The 15706-nt window shown below is 60.3% G+C and carries 17 protein-coding genes; 11 read left to right on the top strand and 6 right to left on the bottom strand.

Annotation, left to right across the window (positions count from 1 at the left end; all coding sequences use genetic code 11):
- Positions 1–130: 130 nt before the first annotated feature.
- Positions 131–1420, bottom strand: coding sequence for a mechanosensitive ion channel family protein (locus ACHPFG_RS23380; protein ID WP_131698637.1), 1290 nt, complete (start codon positions 1418–1420; stop codon positions 131–133).
- A gap of 193 nt (positions 1421–1613) precedes the next feature.
- On the opposite strand from ACHPFG_RS23380, the gene ACHPFG_RS23375 reads away from it, so the two are divergent.
- A complete protein-coding gene (locus ACHPFG_RS23375; protein WP_090400172.1) occupies positions 1614–2960 on the top strand; it encodes a DEAD/DEAH box helicase in 1347 nt (448 codons plus the stop codon).
- Between the two features lie 48 nt (positions 2961–3008).
- On the opposite strand, the gene ACHPFG_RS23370 is transcribed toward ACHPFG_RS23375, so the two are convergent.
- Complete coding sequence (locus tag ACHPFG_RS23370; RefSeq protein WP_131698636.1) at positions 3009–3284, bottom strand: hypothetical protein; 276 nt, start codon at positions 3282–3284, stop codon at positions 3009–3011.
- A gap of 154 nt (positions 3285–3438) precedes the next feature.
- Between ACHPFG_RS23370 and ACHPFG_RS23365 the strand changes: the two genes are divergently transcribed.
- The 5 genes from ACHPFG_RS23365 (at position 3439) to copD (ending at position 7824) form a co-directional block, all read left to right on the top strand.
- Positions 3439–3828, top strand: coding sequence for a transcriptional regulator (locus tag ACHPFG_RS23365; RefSeq protein ID WP_200431904.1), 390 nt, complete (start codon positions 3439–3441; stop codon positions 3826–3828).
- Between the two features lie 130 nt (positions 3829–3958).
- Entirely contained in the window at positions 3959–5674 is a 1716-nt protein-coding gene (locus ACHPFG_RS23360; RefSeq protein WP_431700545.1) for a copper resistance system multicopper oxidase, read from the top strand.
- Positions 5675–5684: 10 nt separating this feature from the next.
- Complete coding sequence (locus ACHPFG_RS23355; RefSeq protein WP_431700544.1) at positions 5685–6509, top strand: copper resistance protein B; 825 nt, start codon at positions 5685–5687, stop codon at positions 6507–6509.
- 50 nt (positions 6510–6559) lie between these two features.
- Complete coding sequence (gene copC / locus ACHPFG_RS23350) at positions 6560–6946, top strand: copper homeostasis periplasmic binding protein CopC (protein ID WP_431700543.1); 387 nt, start codon at positions 6560–6562, stop codon at positions 6944–6946.
- The gene (copD, locus tag ACHPFG_RS23345) at positions 6943–7824 is read left to right on the top strand and encodes a copper homeostasis membrane protein CopD (RefSeq protein ID WP_431700542.1); all 882 of its coding nucleotides are present in this window, start codon (positions 6943–6945) and stop codon (positions 7822–7824) included. The genes copC and copD overlap by 4 nt, the downstream gene beginning before the upstream one ends.
- Here copD and ACHPFG_RS23340 read toward each other — a convergent pair.
- From ACHPFG_RS23340 to ACHPFG_RS23330, 3 genes are all read right to left on the bottom strand, one after another.
- The gene (locus ACHPFG_RS23340; protein ID WP_431700541.1) at positions 7821–8687 is read right to left on the bottom strand and encodes a DUF6279 family lipoprotein; all 867 of its coding nucleotides are present in this window, start codon (positions 8685–8687) and stop codon (positions 7821–7823) included. The two genes, copD and ACHPFG_RS23340, sit on opposite strands and share 4 nt — an antisense overlap.
- A gap of 66 nt (positions 8688–8753) precedes the next feature.
- Positions 8754–9476: a TorF family putative porin gene (locus ACHPFG_RS23335; protein WP_431700540.1), complete on the bottom strand. Its 723-nt coding sequence runs from the start codon at positions 9474–9476 to the stop codon at positions 8754–8756.
- 206 nt (positions 9477–9682) lie between these two features.
- Positions 9683–9862: a hypothetical protein gene (locus ACHPFG_RS23330; RefSeq protein WP_003193095.1), complete on the bottom strand. Its 180-nt coding sequence runs from the start codon at positions 9860–9862 to the stop codon at positions 9683–9685.
- Positions 9863–10184: 322 nt separating this feature from the next.
- Here ACHPFG_RS23330 and ACHPFG_RS23325 point away from each other — a divergent pair, with 322 nt between their 5' ends.
- From ACHPFG_RS23325 to ACHPFG_RS23315, 3 genes are all read left to right on the top strand, one after another.
- On the top strand, positions 10185–11021 hold the full coding sequence (locus ACHPFG_RS23325) for a CvfB family protein (protein WP_053133042.1): 837 nt from the start codon (positions 10185–10187) through the stop codon (positions 11019–11021).
- Positions 11022–11134: 113 nt separating this feature from the next.
- Positions 11135–11533, top strand: coding sequence for a DUF2177 family protein (locus ACHPFG_RS23320; protein WP_167656970.1), 399 nt, complete (start codon positions 11135–11137; stop codon positions 11531–11533).
- Between the two features lie 197 nt (positions 11534–11730).
- Positions 11731–13173, top strand: a complete 1443-nt coding sequence (locus tag ACHPFG_RS23315) for an NCS1 family nucleobase:cation symporter-1 (protein WP_131698630.1) — start codon at positions 11731–11733, stop codon at positions 13171–13173.
- Here ACHPFG_RS23315 and ACHPFG_RS23310 read toward each other — a convergent pair.
- On the bottom strand, positions 13085–14293 hold the full coding sequence (locus ACHPFG_RS23310; protein WP_431700539.1) for an MFS transporter: 1209 nt from the start codon (positions 14291–14293) through the stop codon (positions 13085–13087). The genes ACHPFG_RS23315 and ACHPFG_RS23310 overlap by 89 nt on opposite strands.
- 103 nt (positions 14294–14396) lie before the next feature.
- Between ACHPFG_RS23310 and ptrR the strand changes: the two genes are divergently transcribed.
- The gene (ptrR, locus tag ACHPFG_RS23305; protein WP_131698628.1) at positions 14397–15290 is read left to right on the top strand and encodes a putrescine utilization regulator PtrR; all 894 of its coding nucleotides are present in this window, start codon (positions 14397–14399) and stop codon (positions 15288–15290) included.
- Between the two features lie 143 nt (positions 15291–15433).
- On the top strand, positions 15434–15556 hold the full coding sequence (locus tag ACHPFG_RS23300; RefSeq protein ID WP_003193089.1) for a PA1414 family protein: 123 nt from the start codon (positions 15434–15436) through the stop codon (positions 15554–15556).
- The last annotated feature ends 150 nt before the right edge of the window (positions 15557–15706 follow it).

Raw genomic sequence — 15706 nt, 5'->3', positions numbered from 1 at the left:
GGGGGCGTCAGCGGTGGCTCAAGTTGCACGTGAACTTGCCGCCTTATCAGTGGTGTATTGGATCAATACCGTTCCAACGCTTCTAGCACCTTCCGGCGAGGCGCTTGCCAGCCCCTCGCCGGTATTGTTGTCAGTACTCCGGGGTTTCCGCGGTTCGGGTATTGTGTGCCAGCGCCAGTATCCCGGTGCGCAGATCGGTGCCGCTGGGTTGCTGGTACAGGTTCAGTCCGAACTCCGGCAATACGGCCAGCAGGTAGTCGAAGATATCCCCCTGGATCCGCTCGTAATCGGCCCACACGGTGGTGCGCGTGAAGCAGTAGATCTCGAGCGGCACGCCCTCGGCGGTGGTTTGCATCTGGCGCACCATGCAGGTCATGTTCGGCTGGATGTCCGGATGGCTTTTGAGGTAGGCCAGGGCATACGCGCGGAAGGTGCCGAGGTTGGTCATGCGCCGGCGGTTGGCCGACAGTTGCGCGCTGTGGCCCTGGGCTTCGTTCCAGGCCTTGAGTTCGGCCTGCTTGCGCCCGATGTAGTCGGTGAGCAGGTGCACTTGGGTCATGCGCACTTCTTCATCGTCACGCAGGAAGCGCACGCCGCTGGCATCGATAAACAGGCTGCGCTTGATGCGTCGCCCACCGGAGGCCTGCATGCCGCGCCAGTTCTTGAACGACTCGGACATCAGGCGCCAGGTCGGGATGGAGACGATGGTCTTGTCGAAGTTCTGCACCTTGACCGTGTGCAGGGTGATGTCCACCACATCGCCGTCAGCGCCGACCTGGGGCATTTCGATCCAGTCGCCGACGCGCAGCATGTCGTTGCTGGTGAGCTGCACGCTGGCGACGAACGACAGCAGGGTGTCCTTGTAGACTAACAGGATCACTGCCGACATGGCGCCCAGGCCTGACAGCAGCAACAGTGGTGAACGGTCAATCAATGTGGCGACGATGATGATCGCGCCAAACACGAACAGCACCATTTTCGCCAACTGCACATAACCTTTGATCGAGCGGGTACGCGCGTGTTCGGTGCGGGCGTAGATGTCCAGCAGGGCGTTGAGCAGCGCGCTCAGGGCCAGCACCAGGAACAAGATGGTCAATGCCAGGGCCACGTTGCCGATAAACAGGATCGCGGTCTTGCTCAGGGCGGGCACCAGGTACAGGCCGAACTGGATCACCAGCGAGGGCGTCATCTGCGCCAGGCGATGGAAGACTTTGTTGTGCCGCAGGTCGTTGAGCCAGTGCAGCGCCGGTTGCCGGCCGAGCAATTTGACGGCGTGGAGGATCAGGTAACGGGCCACGCGCCCGAGCAGCAGGGCCACCACCAGCAACACCAGGAAACCGAGGCTGGCATGCAGCAGCGGGTGTTCGTCGAGGGTGCCCCAAAGGTCTTGGACGTTGAGCCAGAGCTGTTTGATATCCATGGATGAAACCGATTCTTCTGTAAGACAAGACGGCGCGATTAGAGCATTTAAGTGCAACAAAGTTGATGCCGTGGACAAATACTCTGACAAAAAAGCAACTGATTAGCGCCGTTCGCGTAAAGACACTCGGTTTGGACGCCCGAAACCGGTACCCTATGCAGCTGATTTTTTGTATTTCTTCGAGGTAGCACCCGTGTTTTCCCAATTCGCCCTGCACGAACGCCTGCTCAAAGCCGTGGCCGAGCTGAAATTTGTCGAGCCTACGCCTGTGCAAGCAGCGGCCATCCCGCTCGCGCTCGAAGGGCGTGACCTGCGGGTGACGGCTCAAACCGGGAGTGGCAAGACCGCCGCTTTCGTCCTGCCGATTCTCAATCGCCTGATCGGCCCGGCCAAAGTCCGCGTCAGCATCAAGACCCTGATCCTGCTGCCAACCCGCGAGCTGGCCCAGCAGACCTTGAAGGAAGTCGAGCGCTTTTCGCAGTTCACCTTCATCAAGTCCGGCCTGATCACCGGTGGCGAAGACTTCAAGGTCCAGGCCGCCATGCTGCGCAAGGTGCCGGACATTCTGATCGGTACGCCGGGTCGCATGATCGAGCAACTCAACGCTGGCAACCTTGACCTCAAGGAAGTCGAAGTGCTGGTACTCGACGAAGCCGACCGCATGCTCGACATGGGCTTTGCCGACGACGTGCAGCGCCTGGTGGCTGAATGCGTGAATCGCCAGCAGACCATGCTGTTCTCCGCTACCACCGGCGGTTCGACCCTGCGTGACATGGTCGCCAAGGTCCTGAACAATCCTGAGCACCTGCAGGTCAACAACGTCAGCGACCTGAACGCCACCACGCGCCAGCAGATCGTCACCGCTGACCACAACGTGCACAAGGAACAGATCCTCAACTGGCTGCTGGCCAACGAGACCTATCAGAAGGCCATCGTGTTCACCAACACCCGCGCTGCCGCAGACCGCATATACGGTCGTCTGGTGGCCCAGGACTACAAGGCGTTCGTGCTGCACGGCGAGAAAGACCAGAAGGACCGTAAACTGGCCATCGACCGCCTCAAGGCCGGCGGCGTGAAGATCCTGGTCGCCACCGACGTTGCCGCGCGCGGCCTGGACGTGGACGGCCTGGACATGGTCATCAACTTCGACATGCCACGCAGCGGCGACGAGTACGTGCACCGTATCGGCCGTACCGGGCGTGCCGGCAACGATGGCCTGGCGATTTCGCTGATCTGCCACGGCGACTGGAACCTGATGTCGAGCATCGAGCGCTACCTCAAGCAGTCGTTCGAGCGCCGCACCATCAAGGAGGTCAAAGGCACCTACACCGGGCCGAAAAAGGTCAAGGCGTCGGGCAAGGCGGTTGGCGTGAAGAAGAAAAAGACCGACGCCAAGGGCGACAAGAAAAAGGCCGGTGCCAAGTCGCCGACCAAGCGCAAGATCGCCAACCGGCCGAAGACCGACAACCTCTCGCTCGTCAGCAAGGACGGCATGGCGCCGCTCAAGCGTCGCAAGCCAGAAGCACCCGCTGCCGAGTAAGGCTTGAGGATGTGAAAAAACCGGACGTTGTCCGGTTTTTTTATAACCTCAGTTTTTCGCTTTGGCGGCTGCTTCTTTCAATTCCTTGAGCCGGGCGTCGATCAACTGGCACTTGTCGGGGAACTCTGCGCTTTCAGTATCCAGGTCCATCTTCTGCAGCTCGTCGTTCATCTCCTTGGCCTTGGTCGGGTTCTGCTCAGTGAGTTTGGCCACTTCCTGGGCCAGTTGCTCGCGCTTGGCGGTGGCCTCTTCCGGGGTGCAGGCCCAGGCGGGCAGGGCGGTGAGCAGCGTGGCGGCGATGGCCAGGTTTTTCAGGGTTTTCATGATCGGACCTCCTTGGCGGTGATGCTCAGTTGAGGTGGCGAACGTCTGGAAAGTTCAGAGAAATGACGTCCGTCGGTTGGTCTGAACGGCCACAGGCGCGCAGGGTCACTCCTACAGGCAGGCTACTTTCCTTAGGCCTGCAGGAGGAATCAGGATGACGACTTACAATTGGGATTTGATCGAACGTCTGCTGCACGAAGTGCAGAACGGCGAAGGCAGTTTTGCCCCGCGTAAATACGCCGAGCAGGAAGCGGCCGAGAAGGCCACGGCGGGCGAATCCACGGGCAATCTGGATGCGTTGAAAAAGACGGCTGCCGATTACGAGGCGCTGTTGTTCAAGCGTGGGTTTATCGAGTCGCGGCCTGAGGAAGAAGGCGGCAATGGTGAGAATTTCATTCTGACCGCACTGGGTGCGCAGCTATTGGCGCTGATCGACAGCTCCATCCCGGGCAATGATCACCCGCGTCAGGTGCTGGATGAGCAGGCGGATGCGTTGGACCCGGTGACCTTTGCAGAAGTGGCCTCCAAAGCGCAGATCGCCTGACCTCTCCATGCCCCGGCACCCTGGCGGTGCCGGGCACGCCGAAACTGTCAGATCGGTAATCTGCCGCTAAGGTTGCTGACAGCCGGCGAACCCTAATCTGCTGCCATTCAACTGACGGACTTGAATCGGCATGCACTCTACTACCTCCAGACGAACCTTCGTCAAAGGCTTGATCGCCGGCGGCCTGCTGGGCGGGCTCGGGCTATGGCGCACGCCGGTATGGGCGCTGACAAGTGCGGGCGAGCCTACGGTGCTGGCGGGCACCGAATTCGATCTGTTTATCGACCAGACGCCGGTCAATTTCACTGGTCAACAGCGTACCGCGTTGACCATCAATGGCAGCCTGCCCGGCCCCATGCTGCGCTGGCGCGAAGGCGACACCGTGACCCTGCGCGTGAAAAACCGTCTCGGCGAGCCGACGTCGATCCACTGGCACGGCATCTTGTTGCCGTCGACCATGGACGGCGTGCCCGGTCTGAGTTTCAAGGGTATCGAGCCGGGTGGCGTGTTCGTCTATCAGTTCAAGGTCAGACAGCATGGCACTTACTGGTACCACAGCCATTCCGGGTTCCAGGAGCAGCAGGGGGTGTACGGCCCGTTGGTCATCGATCCATTGGAGCCCGAGCCCTTCAGCTGCCAGCGTGACTACGTGGTGATGCTCTCGGACTGGACCGACGAAGACCCCGTCGCCCTGATGAAGACCCTCAAGAAGCAGTCCGATTACTACAACCTGCATAAGCCCACCGTGGGCGATTTCGTACGGGATGTGGGCAAGCAGGGGTGGCCGGCCACCGTCTCTGACCGGCTGATGTGGGCGCAGATGAAGATGAACCCTACCGACCTCGCGGACGTCAGCGGCGAGACCTACACTTACCTGCTCAACGGGCAGCCGCCCGGACTCAACTGGACCGGGGTATTTGAGGCCGGGGAGAAAATTCGCCTGCGCTTTATCAACGGTTCGGCGATGACCTATTTCGATGTACGCATCCCGGGGCTGAAGATGACCGTCATCGCCGCCGATGGCCAGCCGGTCAAGCCGGTCAGCGTCGATGAGTTCCGCATTGCCGTCGCCGAAACCTTCGATGTGCTGGTGGAGCCCACGGCAGCGGCCTACACGCTGTTTGCCCAGTCTATGGATCGCACAGGCTATGCCCGTGGCACGCTTGCCCGCCAGGCGGGGGCGACGGCACCCGTACCGGCGCTTGAGCCGCGCCCCTGGATCAGCATGGACGACATGGGCATGGGTGGGATGGATCACGGCGCCATGGCGGACATGCCGGATATGGCGGGCATGGATCACAGCGCGATGGGCGCGATGTCGATGCAGAGTCACCCGGCCAGCGAGCAGAACAACCCTTTGGTGGACATGCAGGCGATGCGCCCGGTGCCCAAGCTCGACGATCCCGGTATCGGCCTGCGCAACAACGGTCGGCGGGTGCTGAGCTACGCCGACCTGCACAGTACCTTTGAGGACCCCGATGGCCGCGATCCCGCGCGCACCCTTGAATTGCACCTCACCGGGCATATGGAGAAGTTCGCCTGGTCATTCAATGGCGTGAAGTTCTCCGATGCCGAGCCCTTGCAACTGACCTATGGCGAGCGCGTCCGGCTGGTGCTGGTCAACGACACGATGATGAGCCACCCGATTCACCTGCACGGCCTGTGGAGCGACCTTGAGGATGAAAACGGCCAGTTCCAGGTCCGCAAGCACACCATCGACATGCCGCCAGGCTCGCGCCGCAGTTACCGCGTGACCGCCGATGCCCTGGGCCGTTGGGCCTATCACTGCCACCTGCTGTACCACATGGAAATGGGCATGTTCCGTGAAGTGCGCGTGCATGAATGAGGAAGTGAGCATGAGCCGTCGGGTTTTATCTGTGTGTATCGCGTTGGCCTCATTGGCGTTCGGCTCGCTGGCGCAGGCCGACGAGTTTCAGGGCATGAGCCCGGCGGTTCCGGCGCTGACCGAAAGCCGTACGCCGATCCCGCGGCTGACCGACGCGGATCGCGCCGCCGTATACAACGCGCCGGGCGGGCATGTGGTGCATGACAGCGGCATCAACTCGATGCTGCTGATCAACCAGTTGGAATGGCAAGGCGGCGGTGATGGTCGTGCGCTGAACTGGGACATCGAGGGCTGGGTCGGTGGTGACATCGACCGCCTGTGGCTGCGCAGCGAAGGCGAGCGCAGCGCCGGTCGTACCGACAGCGCCGAAGCCCAGGCCTTGTGGGGGCACGCCATCAGTCCCTGGTGGGATCTGGTTGGCGGTGTACGCCAGGACTTCAAGCCCGCAGACAGCCAGACCTGGGCGGCGTTCGGCGTACAGGGCATGGCGCTCTACAACGTCGAGGCCGAGGCGACGCTGTTTGTTGGCGAGTCGGGCCACACAGCGGCACGCCTGGAAGGTGACTACGACATTCTGCTGAGCAATCGCCTGATCCTTCAGCCGACGGCCGAACTCAATTTTTATGCGCAGAACGATCCGCAGCGCCGGGTGGGCGCAGGCCTGTCGGAAAGCGAGCTGGGCCTGCGGTTGCGCTACGAGGTGCGCCGGGAGTTTGCGCCCTACGTGGGTGTGAGTTGGAACCGCAGCTATGGCCGGACGGCGCAATACGCTCGCGACGAAGACGACGACATCAGCCAACTGCGCTGGGTGGTCGGTGTGCGCCTTTGGTTTTAACCGGTTTCTTATTCCTATAACTCGCCGCCTTGAGCGGCCTGGAGCCTTGCATGTCGATGTTGAAAACTGCGTTAACAGGTGGTGCGCTGTGGGTCGGAGTAATGATCAACCTGCCGGCCTCGGCCCATCCGAAACTGCTGCAATCCCTCCCACCCGCCGGGGCACAAGGTGCCGCGCCGGCAGTTATTGAACTGCGCTTTTCGGAGAACCTGCTGACGCAGTTTTCCGGGGCCAAGCTGACCATGACCGATATGCCCGGCATGCCCAATTCGCCGATGCCCATCAAGGCCAGTGTCGCGGCGAGCACCGACCCCAAGGTGATGCTGATCAAGCCGGCTTCTGCACTGACTACCGGCACCTACCGAGTCGATTGGCGCGCAGTGTCATCCGACACTCACCCGATTACCGGTAACGTGGTGTTCAGTGTCCAGCCATGAGCGAACTGACCCAAGTCACACTGCGCTTTGCGCTCTATCTTGACCTGATGGTGTTGTTTGGCCTGGGGCTCTTTGGTCTGTATGGGGTCAAAGCGCCGGAGCGCGTGCTGCTGAATTTAAGGGGCCTGCTGCGGCTGACGGCTGGCCTTGGAATAGTGCTGTCGATGGCGTCGCTGTTGACGCTGACCCAGGCCATGAGTGGCGCAACGGATTGGCAGACGCTGTGGCCGCATCTGCACATGATGCTCTGGCAGACCGACCTGGGGTTGACGTGGTGGCTACGGATGGGCGCGCTGGTCGTGGCTGCGCTTGGCACCCGCCTGCCACTGGCCACGTTGGCGGGTGGCGCCGCGTTGGTGACGCTGGCGTGGACCGGGCACGGCGTGATGCATGAAGGCACGCTGGGGGTGTGGCACCTCCTCAGCGACGGCGCGCATCTGTTGGTGGCGGGAGGTTGGGTCGGGGCGTTGGCGGCGTTCGGGTTGTTGTTGAGGCGTGCGTCTTTGCACGATCCTTATCACGTTAGGGTGCTGGCAAGGGCGCTGGCGGGGTTCGAGCATGTGGGCGCGGGATTTGTCGCGGTGCTGATCGGCACCGGTGTGGCGAATTATCTGTTGGTGGTCGGACCGAATCTGGACGGTCTTACCAGCGGTGTCTACGCGATCCTGTTGTGCCTGAAACTGGGACTGTTTGGCTTGATGCTGGGGCTGGCGGCGCTCAATCGTTTCCACCTGACGCCGCTTCTGCAACGGTCCGTGGCGACAGGTGATTATGTCGTTGCCATTGCTGCGCTACGGCGCAGCATGGTGCTGGAGATGGGGAGCGGGGCGCTGATCCTCGCGCTTGTGGCCTGGTTGGGCACCCTGGCGCCCAATTAGGGCTGCGCGCTTTTCAGGCATTTGAGCGCCTGGAAGTCACTGCGTACCTTGTCGATTTTCTGCGTTAATTTCAGGCGCTGCTGTACGGTACTTTCGGCCATCAAGTCGACGATCAGACTGCGCGCAGCGGCTTCGGTCTGTGCATAAGCGGCGCGGTACTCCGGTGTCCACAGGCTTTCGCGGTCTACCAGCAATTGCTGCATCTTCTGCGGGAAGTCGGTGTCGTGGCGCTGCTGCACGGCGTCGATGAATTGTGCCTGCCAGTGGGCACGGTTGCCGATCCACTGCTCGTTCTGCTCGCCCAGGCTGATGGACCAGGCCATCACACGGTTCTTCTGGCTATCGCTCAGCGGCCCCATCCACGCATTCAGGCGCTTGTTCATGCGCTCGGCGCGGTCCTGGATCTGCTTGGCCAGCGGCGGCTTGAGATAGTCGTCCTGGCGTTTGCGCAGGTCCTTGGCCAGGGCATCGTTCATGTCGTTGACCTGTTGGTCATCCAGCCCTTGTAACAATTCGATCGCCGACGGTGTGATTTCCCGCGCCACTTCGGCAATTGCCTGCTTGGCCTCAACCGTGCGGGTTTGCAGCGCTGCATCGGTGACCTGGTTGCTCTCGACCATTGCTTGCAGTCGGTCGAGCCAGTCGAGGTAACCCGGCAATTGCGTGGTGCAGTGCCAGGCCAGGTGTTCCTTGAGCTTGTCGTTGAACCAGCTCTTCTGCCCGGCGTTCATGTCCAGGTAGTCGTTGAGGGTCCAGGGGATGATCACGTCCAGGTTGCGATAGGCCAGGCCCACGCGGTTGCAGCCGGCTAGCACCAGGCTCAGGGTCAGGAATACCACCAGCAGTTTGAGCCGATGCAGCATGGGCGTGTCCTTGCGCAGAGGGAGTTAATGCATGTGAACCCGCGGCGCACGCGACAGTTCAGCCCATCAATAAAACGATCGCACCGCCTTCAAGGTCAACAGGCCATCGCATTGCGAATTGTGTCCGGAATAGGCCGAGCAATCGCCGCCGCTGAGGCTGGAATCGCTGTAGATCAGGTCCAGGTCGATGCCCTTCCAGGCGCGGGAGAACTGTATCGACCAGTCGCTGAAGCTGCTGATGGATCCCCCCTCCACTGAGGTAGGGGTGCCCAGTTGATGGGTGGTGTATTTCATACTGACGCCGATGCCGAAGGGCTGGGTGCCGCTGAGGTCGGCGAACAGGGTGCTGTCCTGGCGGTCCGGGTCGTTGCTGAAGGAAGCGCCGAAGCGATTGCCCAGCAGGTTGAGGCCGCCGTAGAGCTCCTGGCTGTCGAGGGGGCTGAGCTTGGGGTAGCTGTAGTGGATCAGGCCGACTTCGTAGCCCAGGGTCTGGTCGAAAGGGTGCTTGAACCCCATATACGAATCGACTTCGAGAGTGCTGGCCGACGACAGGCCCATGTTCGGAGAAAACTGGCCAAAGTACAGGCCGCTGTCATGACTCAAGTCCAGCCCGCCATGAAATGAGTCACTGCCCGGCGAGGTCGGCTTGACCAGGCCCTGGGCCATGCTGCGGCTGGGGGTGGTGCCCAATTTCAGGTCGAAGTCGCCCAGTTCACGCTGGAAAATCTGCGCTTCGGCGAGAGGGCTGGCCGCCAGGATACTGGCCACGAAAATGCAGCGTTTAAGCATGCTTCACTCCATGAAAAGCGAGGAGCAGTAACGAAGAAATAGGGCAGATGCCCGTGCTAGACGTGTGCAAGCATACCGGCGAATGCCAGGAGGTGAGGCCCGTTCGTCGATTTGCACGTTCTGAAGGTGACGCGAGAGGGTATTTCGGGCTCTAGTCCTAGCGCCTTGAAGGCAAGACGCTTAGGGACCAGATGTGCTGCGCGGTATTACTTTTTACCCAGGCTGATCTGCTTGGACGGGCCGAAAGTCTGGCCGCTCACGCCCTTGGCAATTTGCTGGATTTCGCCACCGGACTTGAGGAATGCAGCAATCTGGCTGTTGATCGATTCGCTGGTTTCAACGGCGGGAGCTGGCTTTGCTTTGCTGTTGGATGCTTTTACACGCATGGCGGCCACTAACCTGTAGAAAATTAACTTGGCCAGGCATCGTACAGGAAATACTTGACAATTGCTTGGTAAATATCCCCCGGGAATAAAAGCAGCAGCTGGAAACAGCCAAAGTTTATCTTTGAAATTAGCCCCTAACTTCCTGTTTTAACTCGAAACCACGGGCTGGGTCGGCACGGGTGGCGTGGCAAAATTCAGCCGAATGATCGGACGAGCGGGGCGGTGCCACTGGAACGCCAGGTAAACCCGCGATTTTTCAGGCGCGCGCGCGTGGCAGGCGCAACTCGGGTAGAATGCCGCCCACGCAATGAGGGTATTGGAAATGGCTTTAGTCGGGCGCTACAACAGCTTGCAAGTGGTTAAACACACTAACTTTGGTTTGTACCTCGATGGTGCGCAAGATGGCGAAATCCTCTTGCCTAATCGGTATATCCCCAAGGATATTCCCAGTGAAGATGAAGACTGGCTTAACGTTTTCATTTATCTGGACAGCGATGACAAACTTATCGCCACTACCGAAAAACCGAAAGTTCAAGTTGGCGAATTTGCCAGTTTGAAAGTCGTGGAAGTCAACAGCATTGGCGTGTTCCTCGACTGGGGTTTGCCAAAGGATCTGTTGCTCCCGTACTCGGAAGAAAAACGTCAGATGACCGCCGGTGAATACTGCGTGGTGCATGTCTATCTCGACAAACACACCAAGCGTATTACCGCCACCGCGCGCCTTGACCGCTACCTGGACAAGACGCCGGCCAACTACGTCGTGGGCCAGGAAGTCGACCTGCTGGTCGCCGAAGCCACCGACATGGGCTTCAAGGCGATCATCAACAACAAGCACTGGGGCCTGATCCACAAGAACGAAGTGTTCAAGTTCCTGCGCCCTGGCAAGGAAGAGAAAGGCTTTATTAAAGAGATCCGCGCCGATGGCAACATCAGCCTGAGCCTGCAACCGGTTGGCCAGGAAGCGGCCTCCAGCCTCAACTCGAAGATCCTCGCCAAGTTGCGTGAAAACAACGGGAGCCTGCCGGTCAGCGACAAGAGTGACCCGGCGGTGATCAGCAACTTATTTGGCGTGAGCAAGGGCAACTTCAAGAAGGCCATTGGTGCGCTCTACAAGCAGGGCCAGATCGTGATTCACGCGGATCGCATTGAACTAAGCTGAGTGCGCTTTGCTCTCCTGTAGGAGCGAGCTTGCTCGCGAAAAAGGTACATCCGACACCGTGATGCGCCTGGAATATTTTCGCGAGCAAGCTCGCTCCTACAGAGGCTGCATCAATGCCCAAGAAGTCTGTCTTCGCCTACCTCGGCACCTTGCTTGCCTTCCTGATCCTCGACGGCCTCTGGCTCGGTGTCCTCATGGGCCCGACCTACAAATCCCTGCTGGGTCCGCTGATGCTGGATCAGCCTCGCCTGTTGCCCGCCGTGCTGTTCTATCTCTTGTATGTCCTCGGTTGCGTGGTGTTCGTGGTCTTGCCCAGCGCCAGCTGGCAACGCGCGGCCCGACTGGGTGCGTTGCTGGGCCTGGTGGCCTACGGCACCTACGACCTGAGCAACTGGGCCACGCTGCAAGGCTGGTCTGGCGGGTTGGCGATGATGGACATGGCCTGGGGCACCTTCCTCACAGCGGCGTGCTGTACGGTCGGGTACTTGTGTGCACATCGGGTGCACCGATGATTGTGTACAGGATTGATCTGCACCGTTGCTGAGCGCAATCCTCGTTACTCACCTTCGTATACCCCTTTGGAACGCCGTTGCAGAGGGATTGTGTTCTATTGGCACGTATTCTGCTGACTATCTCGTATACAAACCAGGCCGCCTCCCGTATGCACCCCGTGACGGAAGCGCAGGCCGGTATTACGAGGAGCCCAGCGATGATCGAACAATTGCCCAAAGGCTATAGCCCACGCCTGTACAACCAGGACCTGGGCCCACTGCCGCAGAAGTGGACCTGGTACAACATCTTTGCCTTCTGGATGAGTGACGTGCACAGCGTGGGTGGCTATGTGTTCGCCGCCAGTCTGTTCGCCCTGGGGCTGGCCAGTTGGCAGGTGTTGATTGCCTTGCTGGCAGGCATTTGCATCGTGCAATTGATTGCCAACCTGGTGGCCAAGCCCAGCCAGCAGGCCGCCGTACCCTATCCAGTGATCTGCCGGTTGGCGTTTGGTGTGTTCGGCGCGAATATTCCCGCGGTGATTCGCGGCCTGATTGCGGTGGCTTGGTACGGAATTCAGACCTACCTGGCGTCGAGTGCCTTGATCATTGTGGTACTGCGCTTTTTCCCACAGATGGCGGTGTATGCAGAGCCGCATTTTGCTGGCCTGTCTTACCTGGGTTGGTTTGGTTTCCTCAGTTTATGGGTGTTGCAGGCGGCCGTGTTCTGGGCCGGCATGGAGTCCATTCGCCGCTTTATCGATTGGGCGGGGCCGGTGGTCTACGCGGTGATGTTTGCCCTGGCCGGCTGGATCGTGTGGAAGGCAGGGTGGGCGAATATCAGTTTTACCCTGTCGGAAAAATCCCTGTCGGGTTGGCAGGCGGTCGGTCAGGTGATCGTGGCGACGGCGCTGGTTGTGTCGTACTTTTCCGGGCCAACCCTGAATTTCGGTGATTTCAGCCGTTACTGCCGCAGTATGCAGGATGTGCGGCGCGGTAACTTCTGGGGCCTGCCGGTGAACTTCCTGGCGTTTTCCCTGGTGACCGTGGTCATCGTCTCGGGCACTTTGCCGGTGTTTGGTGAAATGCTCCATGACCCGATCGCGACCGTCTCGCGTATTGATAACAGCATGGCGGTGCTGCTCGGCGCTTTTGCCTTTGTCACGGCCACCATTGGCATCAACATTGTCGCCAACTTCGTTTCCCCGGCGTTCGACTTCGCCAACGTCGCACCGAGCAAGATCAGCTGGCGCGCCGGCGGCATGATCGCCGCCGTGGCTTCGATCTTCATCACCCCGTGGAACCTGTTCAATAACCCGCTGATGATCCACTACACCTTGGATATTCTCGCGGCCTTTATCGGCCCGTTGTTCGGGATTTTGCTGGTGGACTTCTACCTGATCAAAAAGCAGAAGATCGACGTGGACGCGCTGTTCGATGACAGCCCGAGCGGGCGCTACTACTTCGATGGCGGTGTGAACTGGACGGCGGTCAAGGCATTGGTGCCCGCGACACTGGTGGGTGTCGCGATCACCTTCACGCCGGCGTTGCAGGGCATGGCTAACTTTGCCTGGTTTACCGGTTGCTTCCTGGGTGGGCTGTTTTTCCTGGTGTTGGCGCGGCGAGAGCAGGTTCGCGCGCCGGCACCGTTGGTTGCGGGCTGACCAACACCCCTCCGGCCACTAACAGGCCTGCACCGGCGATCACCAGCGCGGGTTGCAGGCCACCGCTCAGGTGGCTGCTCACCGACGCCAGCAACGGTCCACTCAATTGGCCGATGGCAAAGCTGGCGGTCAGCAGCCCGGTGTTGCGCTGATAGCCGTGGGGCGCAATCTCCCGCAGGCGCGCCATCACCAACTGCATGCAGGCCAGGAAGGGCGCGCCGCACAGCAACACCCCCAGCGCCAGCCCCCAACCGTTACCCAGCAGGCAGGCGAATACGCCGGCCGCTTGCAGCCACAACGTAGTCATCAGCCAGCGACGGGTGGTGTCCGGGTCCTTGGGACGCAGGCTTGCGACCACCACGCCAATCGCCGCGGCCAAACCAAAGCAGGGCCAGAACAGATCGGCCTGCCAGGCGCCCTTGAATTGCGCGCTGGCCATTTGTGACAGGAACGTCGCCGGAATGATGTAGCCCAGGCCGAACAACACATAGATCCAGCACAGGTGGGTAGTGCTGCCGTTGCTGGCCGTGTCGGCGTGGCTTGCAACAGGCGCAGTAACGGCGGACGGCTGGGGCAGGAAGGGCAAGATTGCCAGTAGCATCACCAGCGCCACCCCACCATAGATCAGCCACAACGTTGCAGAGCTTTGCCCCAACAGGTTTGAGCCCAACGCGAGTAATCCGGTCAGCACAATCCCCAGCCCCGGCCCGGCAAACACCAGGGCACCCAGGCGTGCACGCCCGGCGGCAATCGCCAGCGGCTGGCTCATGCTGGTGATCATCACCAGTGCCCAGGCACTCGCAACGCCGGTTCCGAAACGCAGCAGCAAGTGTGGCCAGAAACCATGCGCCCAGTACGACGCCAGGGTCAGCAGCACACACAACCATAGCCCGCCATACAGGCGACCCCGCACATGGTGATGGCTGCGCGCAAAAATCGAATCCACCGCACCCACGAAGTAGCCCAGGTAATTGGCCGCCGCGATCAGTCCGGCGCCGGTCAGGTCGATCTGTCCCTCACTGAGCAAGTGGGGCATTTGCGGGGTAAGGGCGAAGCGGCCGATGCCCATGGCCATCATCAGGGCGATAAAGCTGGCGAGTAAGCGGATCAGGGGTGACATGGTCAGGTGTCCTGCAGGTAAGCGAATGCCGTCAGGCTAAAGCGGATTGACTTTCTGTAAAAATGAATAATAGTGAGCAACTTGTTCAGTTTTGGAGAAAGGTGTGGAATTCAGTCAACTGCGGATTTTCCAGGCCGTCGCGGAAGAGGGCTCCATAACCCGCGCTGCCGAGCGCCTGCATCGAGTACCGTCGAACTTGTCGACCCGGCTCAAGCAGATGGAAGAACAGCTGGGCGTGGAGTTATTTGTGCGCGAACGCCAGCGCTTGCAGCTTTCCCCGGCAGGCAAGGTGTTGCTGGACTACAGCACCCGTCTGCTGGCGCTGCACGATGAAGCCCATGGCGCCGTGCAAGGCGGGCAACCGGCCGGCGATTTTGTACTGGGCAGCATGTACAGCACGGCGGCGGTGCATTTACCGAAGTTGTTGGCGCGGTATCACAAGGCGTACCCGATGGTTAACTTGCAGGTGCAATCGGCGCCCAGCGGTGAATTGCTCGAAGGGTTGATTACCGGGCGCCTGGATGCTGCTTTTGTGGACGGGCCCATCACTATCGCCTCGTTGGACGGTGTAGCCCTGTGCGAAGAACGCCTGGTGCTCATTTGCGAAGCCGACCATCCGCCGGTGCGCGGGCCACAGGACGTTGCGGGCCGTTCGGTGTTCACTTTCCGCCGCAGCTGCGCCTATCGCACGCGCCTGGAAACCTGGTTTTCCCACGAGCACGTCGCCATGGGGCGAGCGATTGAGATCGAGTCTTATCAAGGCATGCTTGCCTGTGTCATCGCCGGTTCTGGCGTGGCGCTGATGGCCGAATCCATGCTCGACAGCTTGCCGGGTAAGGACAGCGTGTCCGTTCATCCGCTGACAGGGCATTTTGCCACTGCGACCACCTGGCTGATGTGGCGAAAGGGTATGCTCGGCGCTAACCTCAATGCATGGATCGACCTGCAGCAAGAGGGCAGGGCCGAGGTCCTGCAAGACGCACGTGCGATTGCTTGAACGATCCGTCAGGATTTGGACCAATTCAGTAATAGTTCGTTGTGGTTTCGTTCAAGCAATACGTAGGACTTAGGGCTACTATCAGTGTAGGAAAAGGCGACAGAACTTGCGCCTACCAGCATTACCCTCAAAGGGGGCAAACCATGAAAGAGAAAATTCAAAACTGGCTCCACGACCTCGGCGTTGCGCTGGGCCTGATCGAGCCACCGCTGCAACCGGTGCCCATTCGTACCGATGACGAGCAGCGTCGTCCTCGCCGCAGATAATCTCCGGTCGAAGCAGGATTAAAGGTGGGAGCGGGCTTGCTCGCGAATGCGGTGTGTCAGTTAACGGAATGATTGACTGATCCAGCGCTTTCGCGGGAGAGCCCGCTCTCACAGTTTGTTTTGCACCAGTCCTATCTCCCGCCGCCCGAG

The sequence above is a fragment of the Pseudomonas sp. BR20 genome (genome assembly GCF_050780135.1).
Lineage (GTDB): Bacteria > Pseudomonadota > Gammaproteobacteria > Pseudomonadales > Pseudomonadaceae > Aquipseudomonas.
Note: the sequence above shows the minus strand (reverse complement) of the source record. Positions and strands in the feature narration are given on the sequence as shown.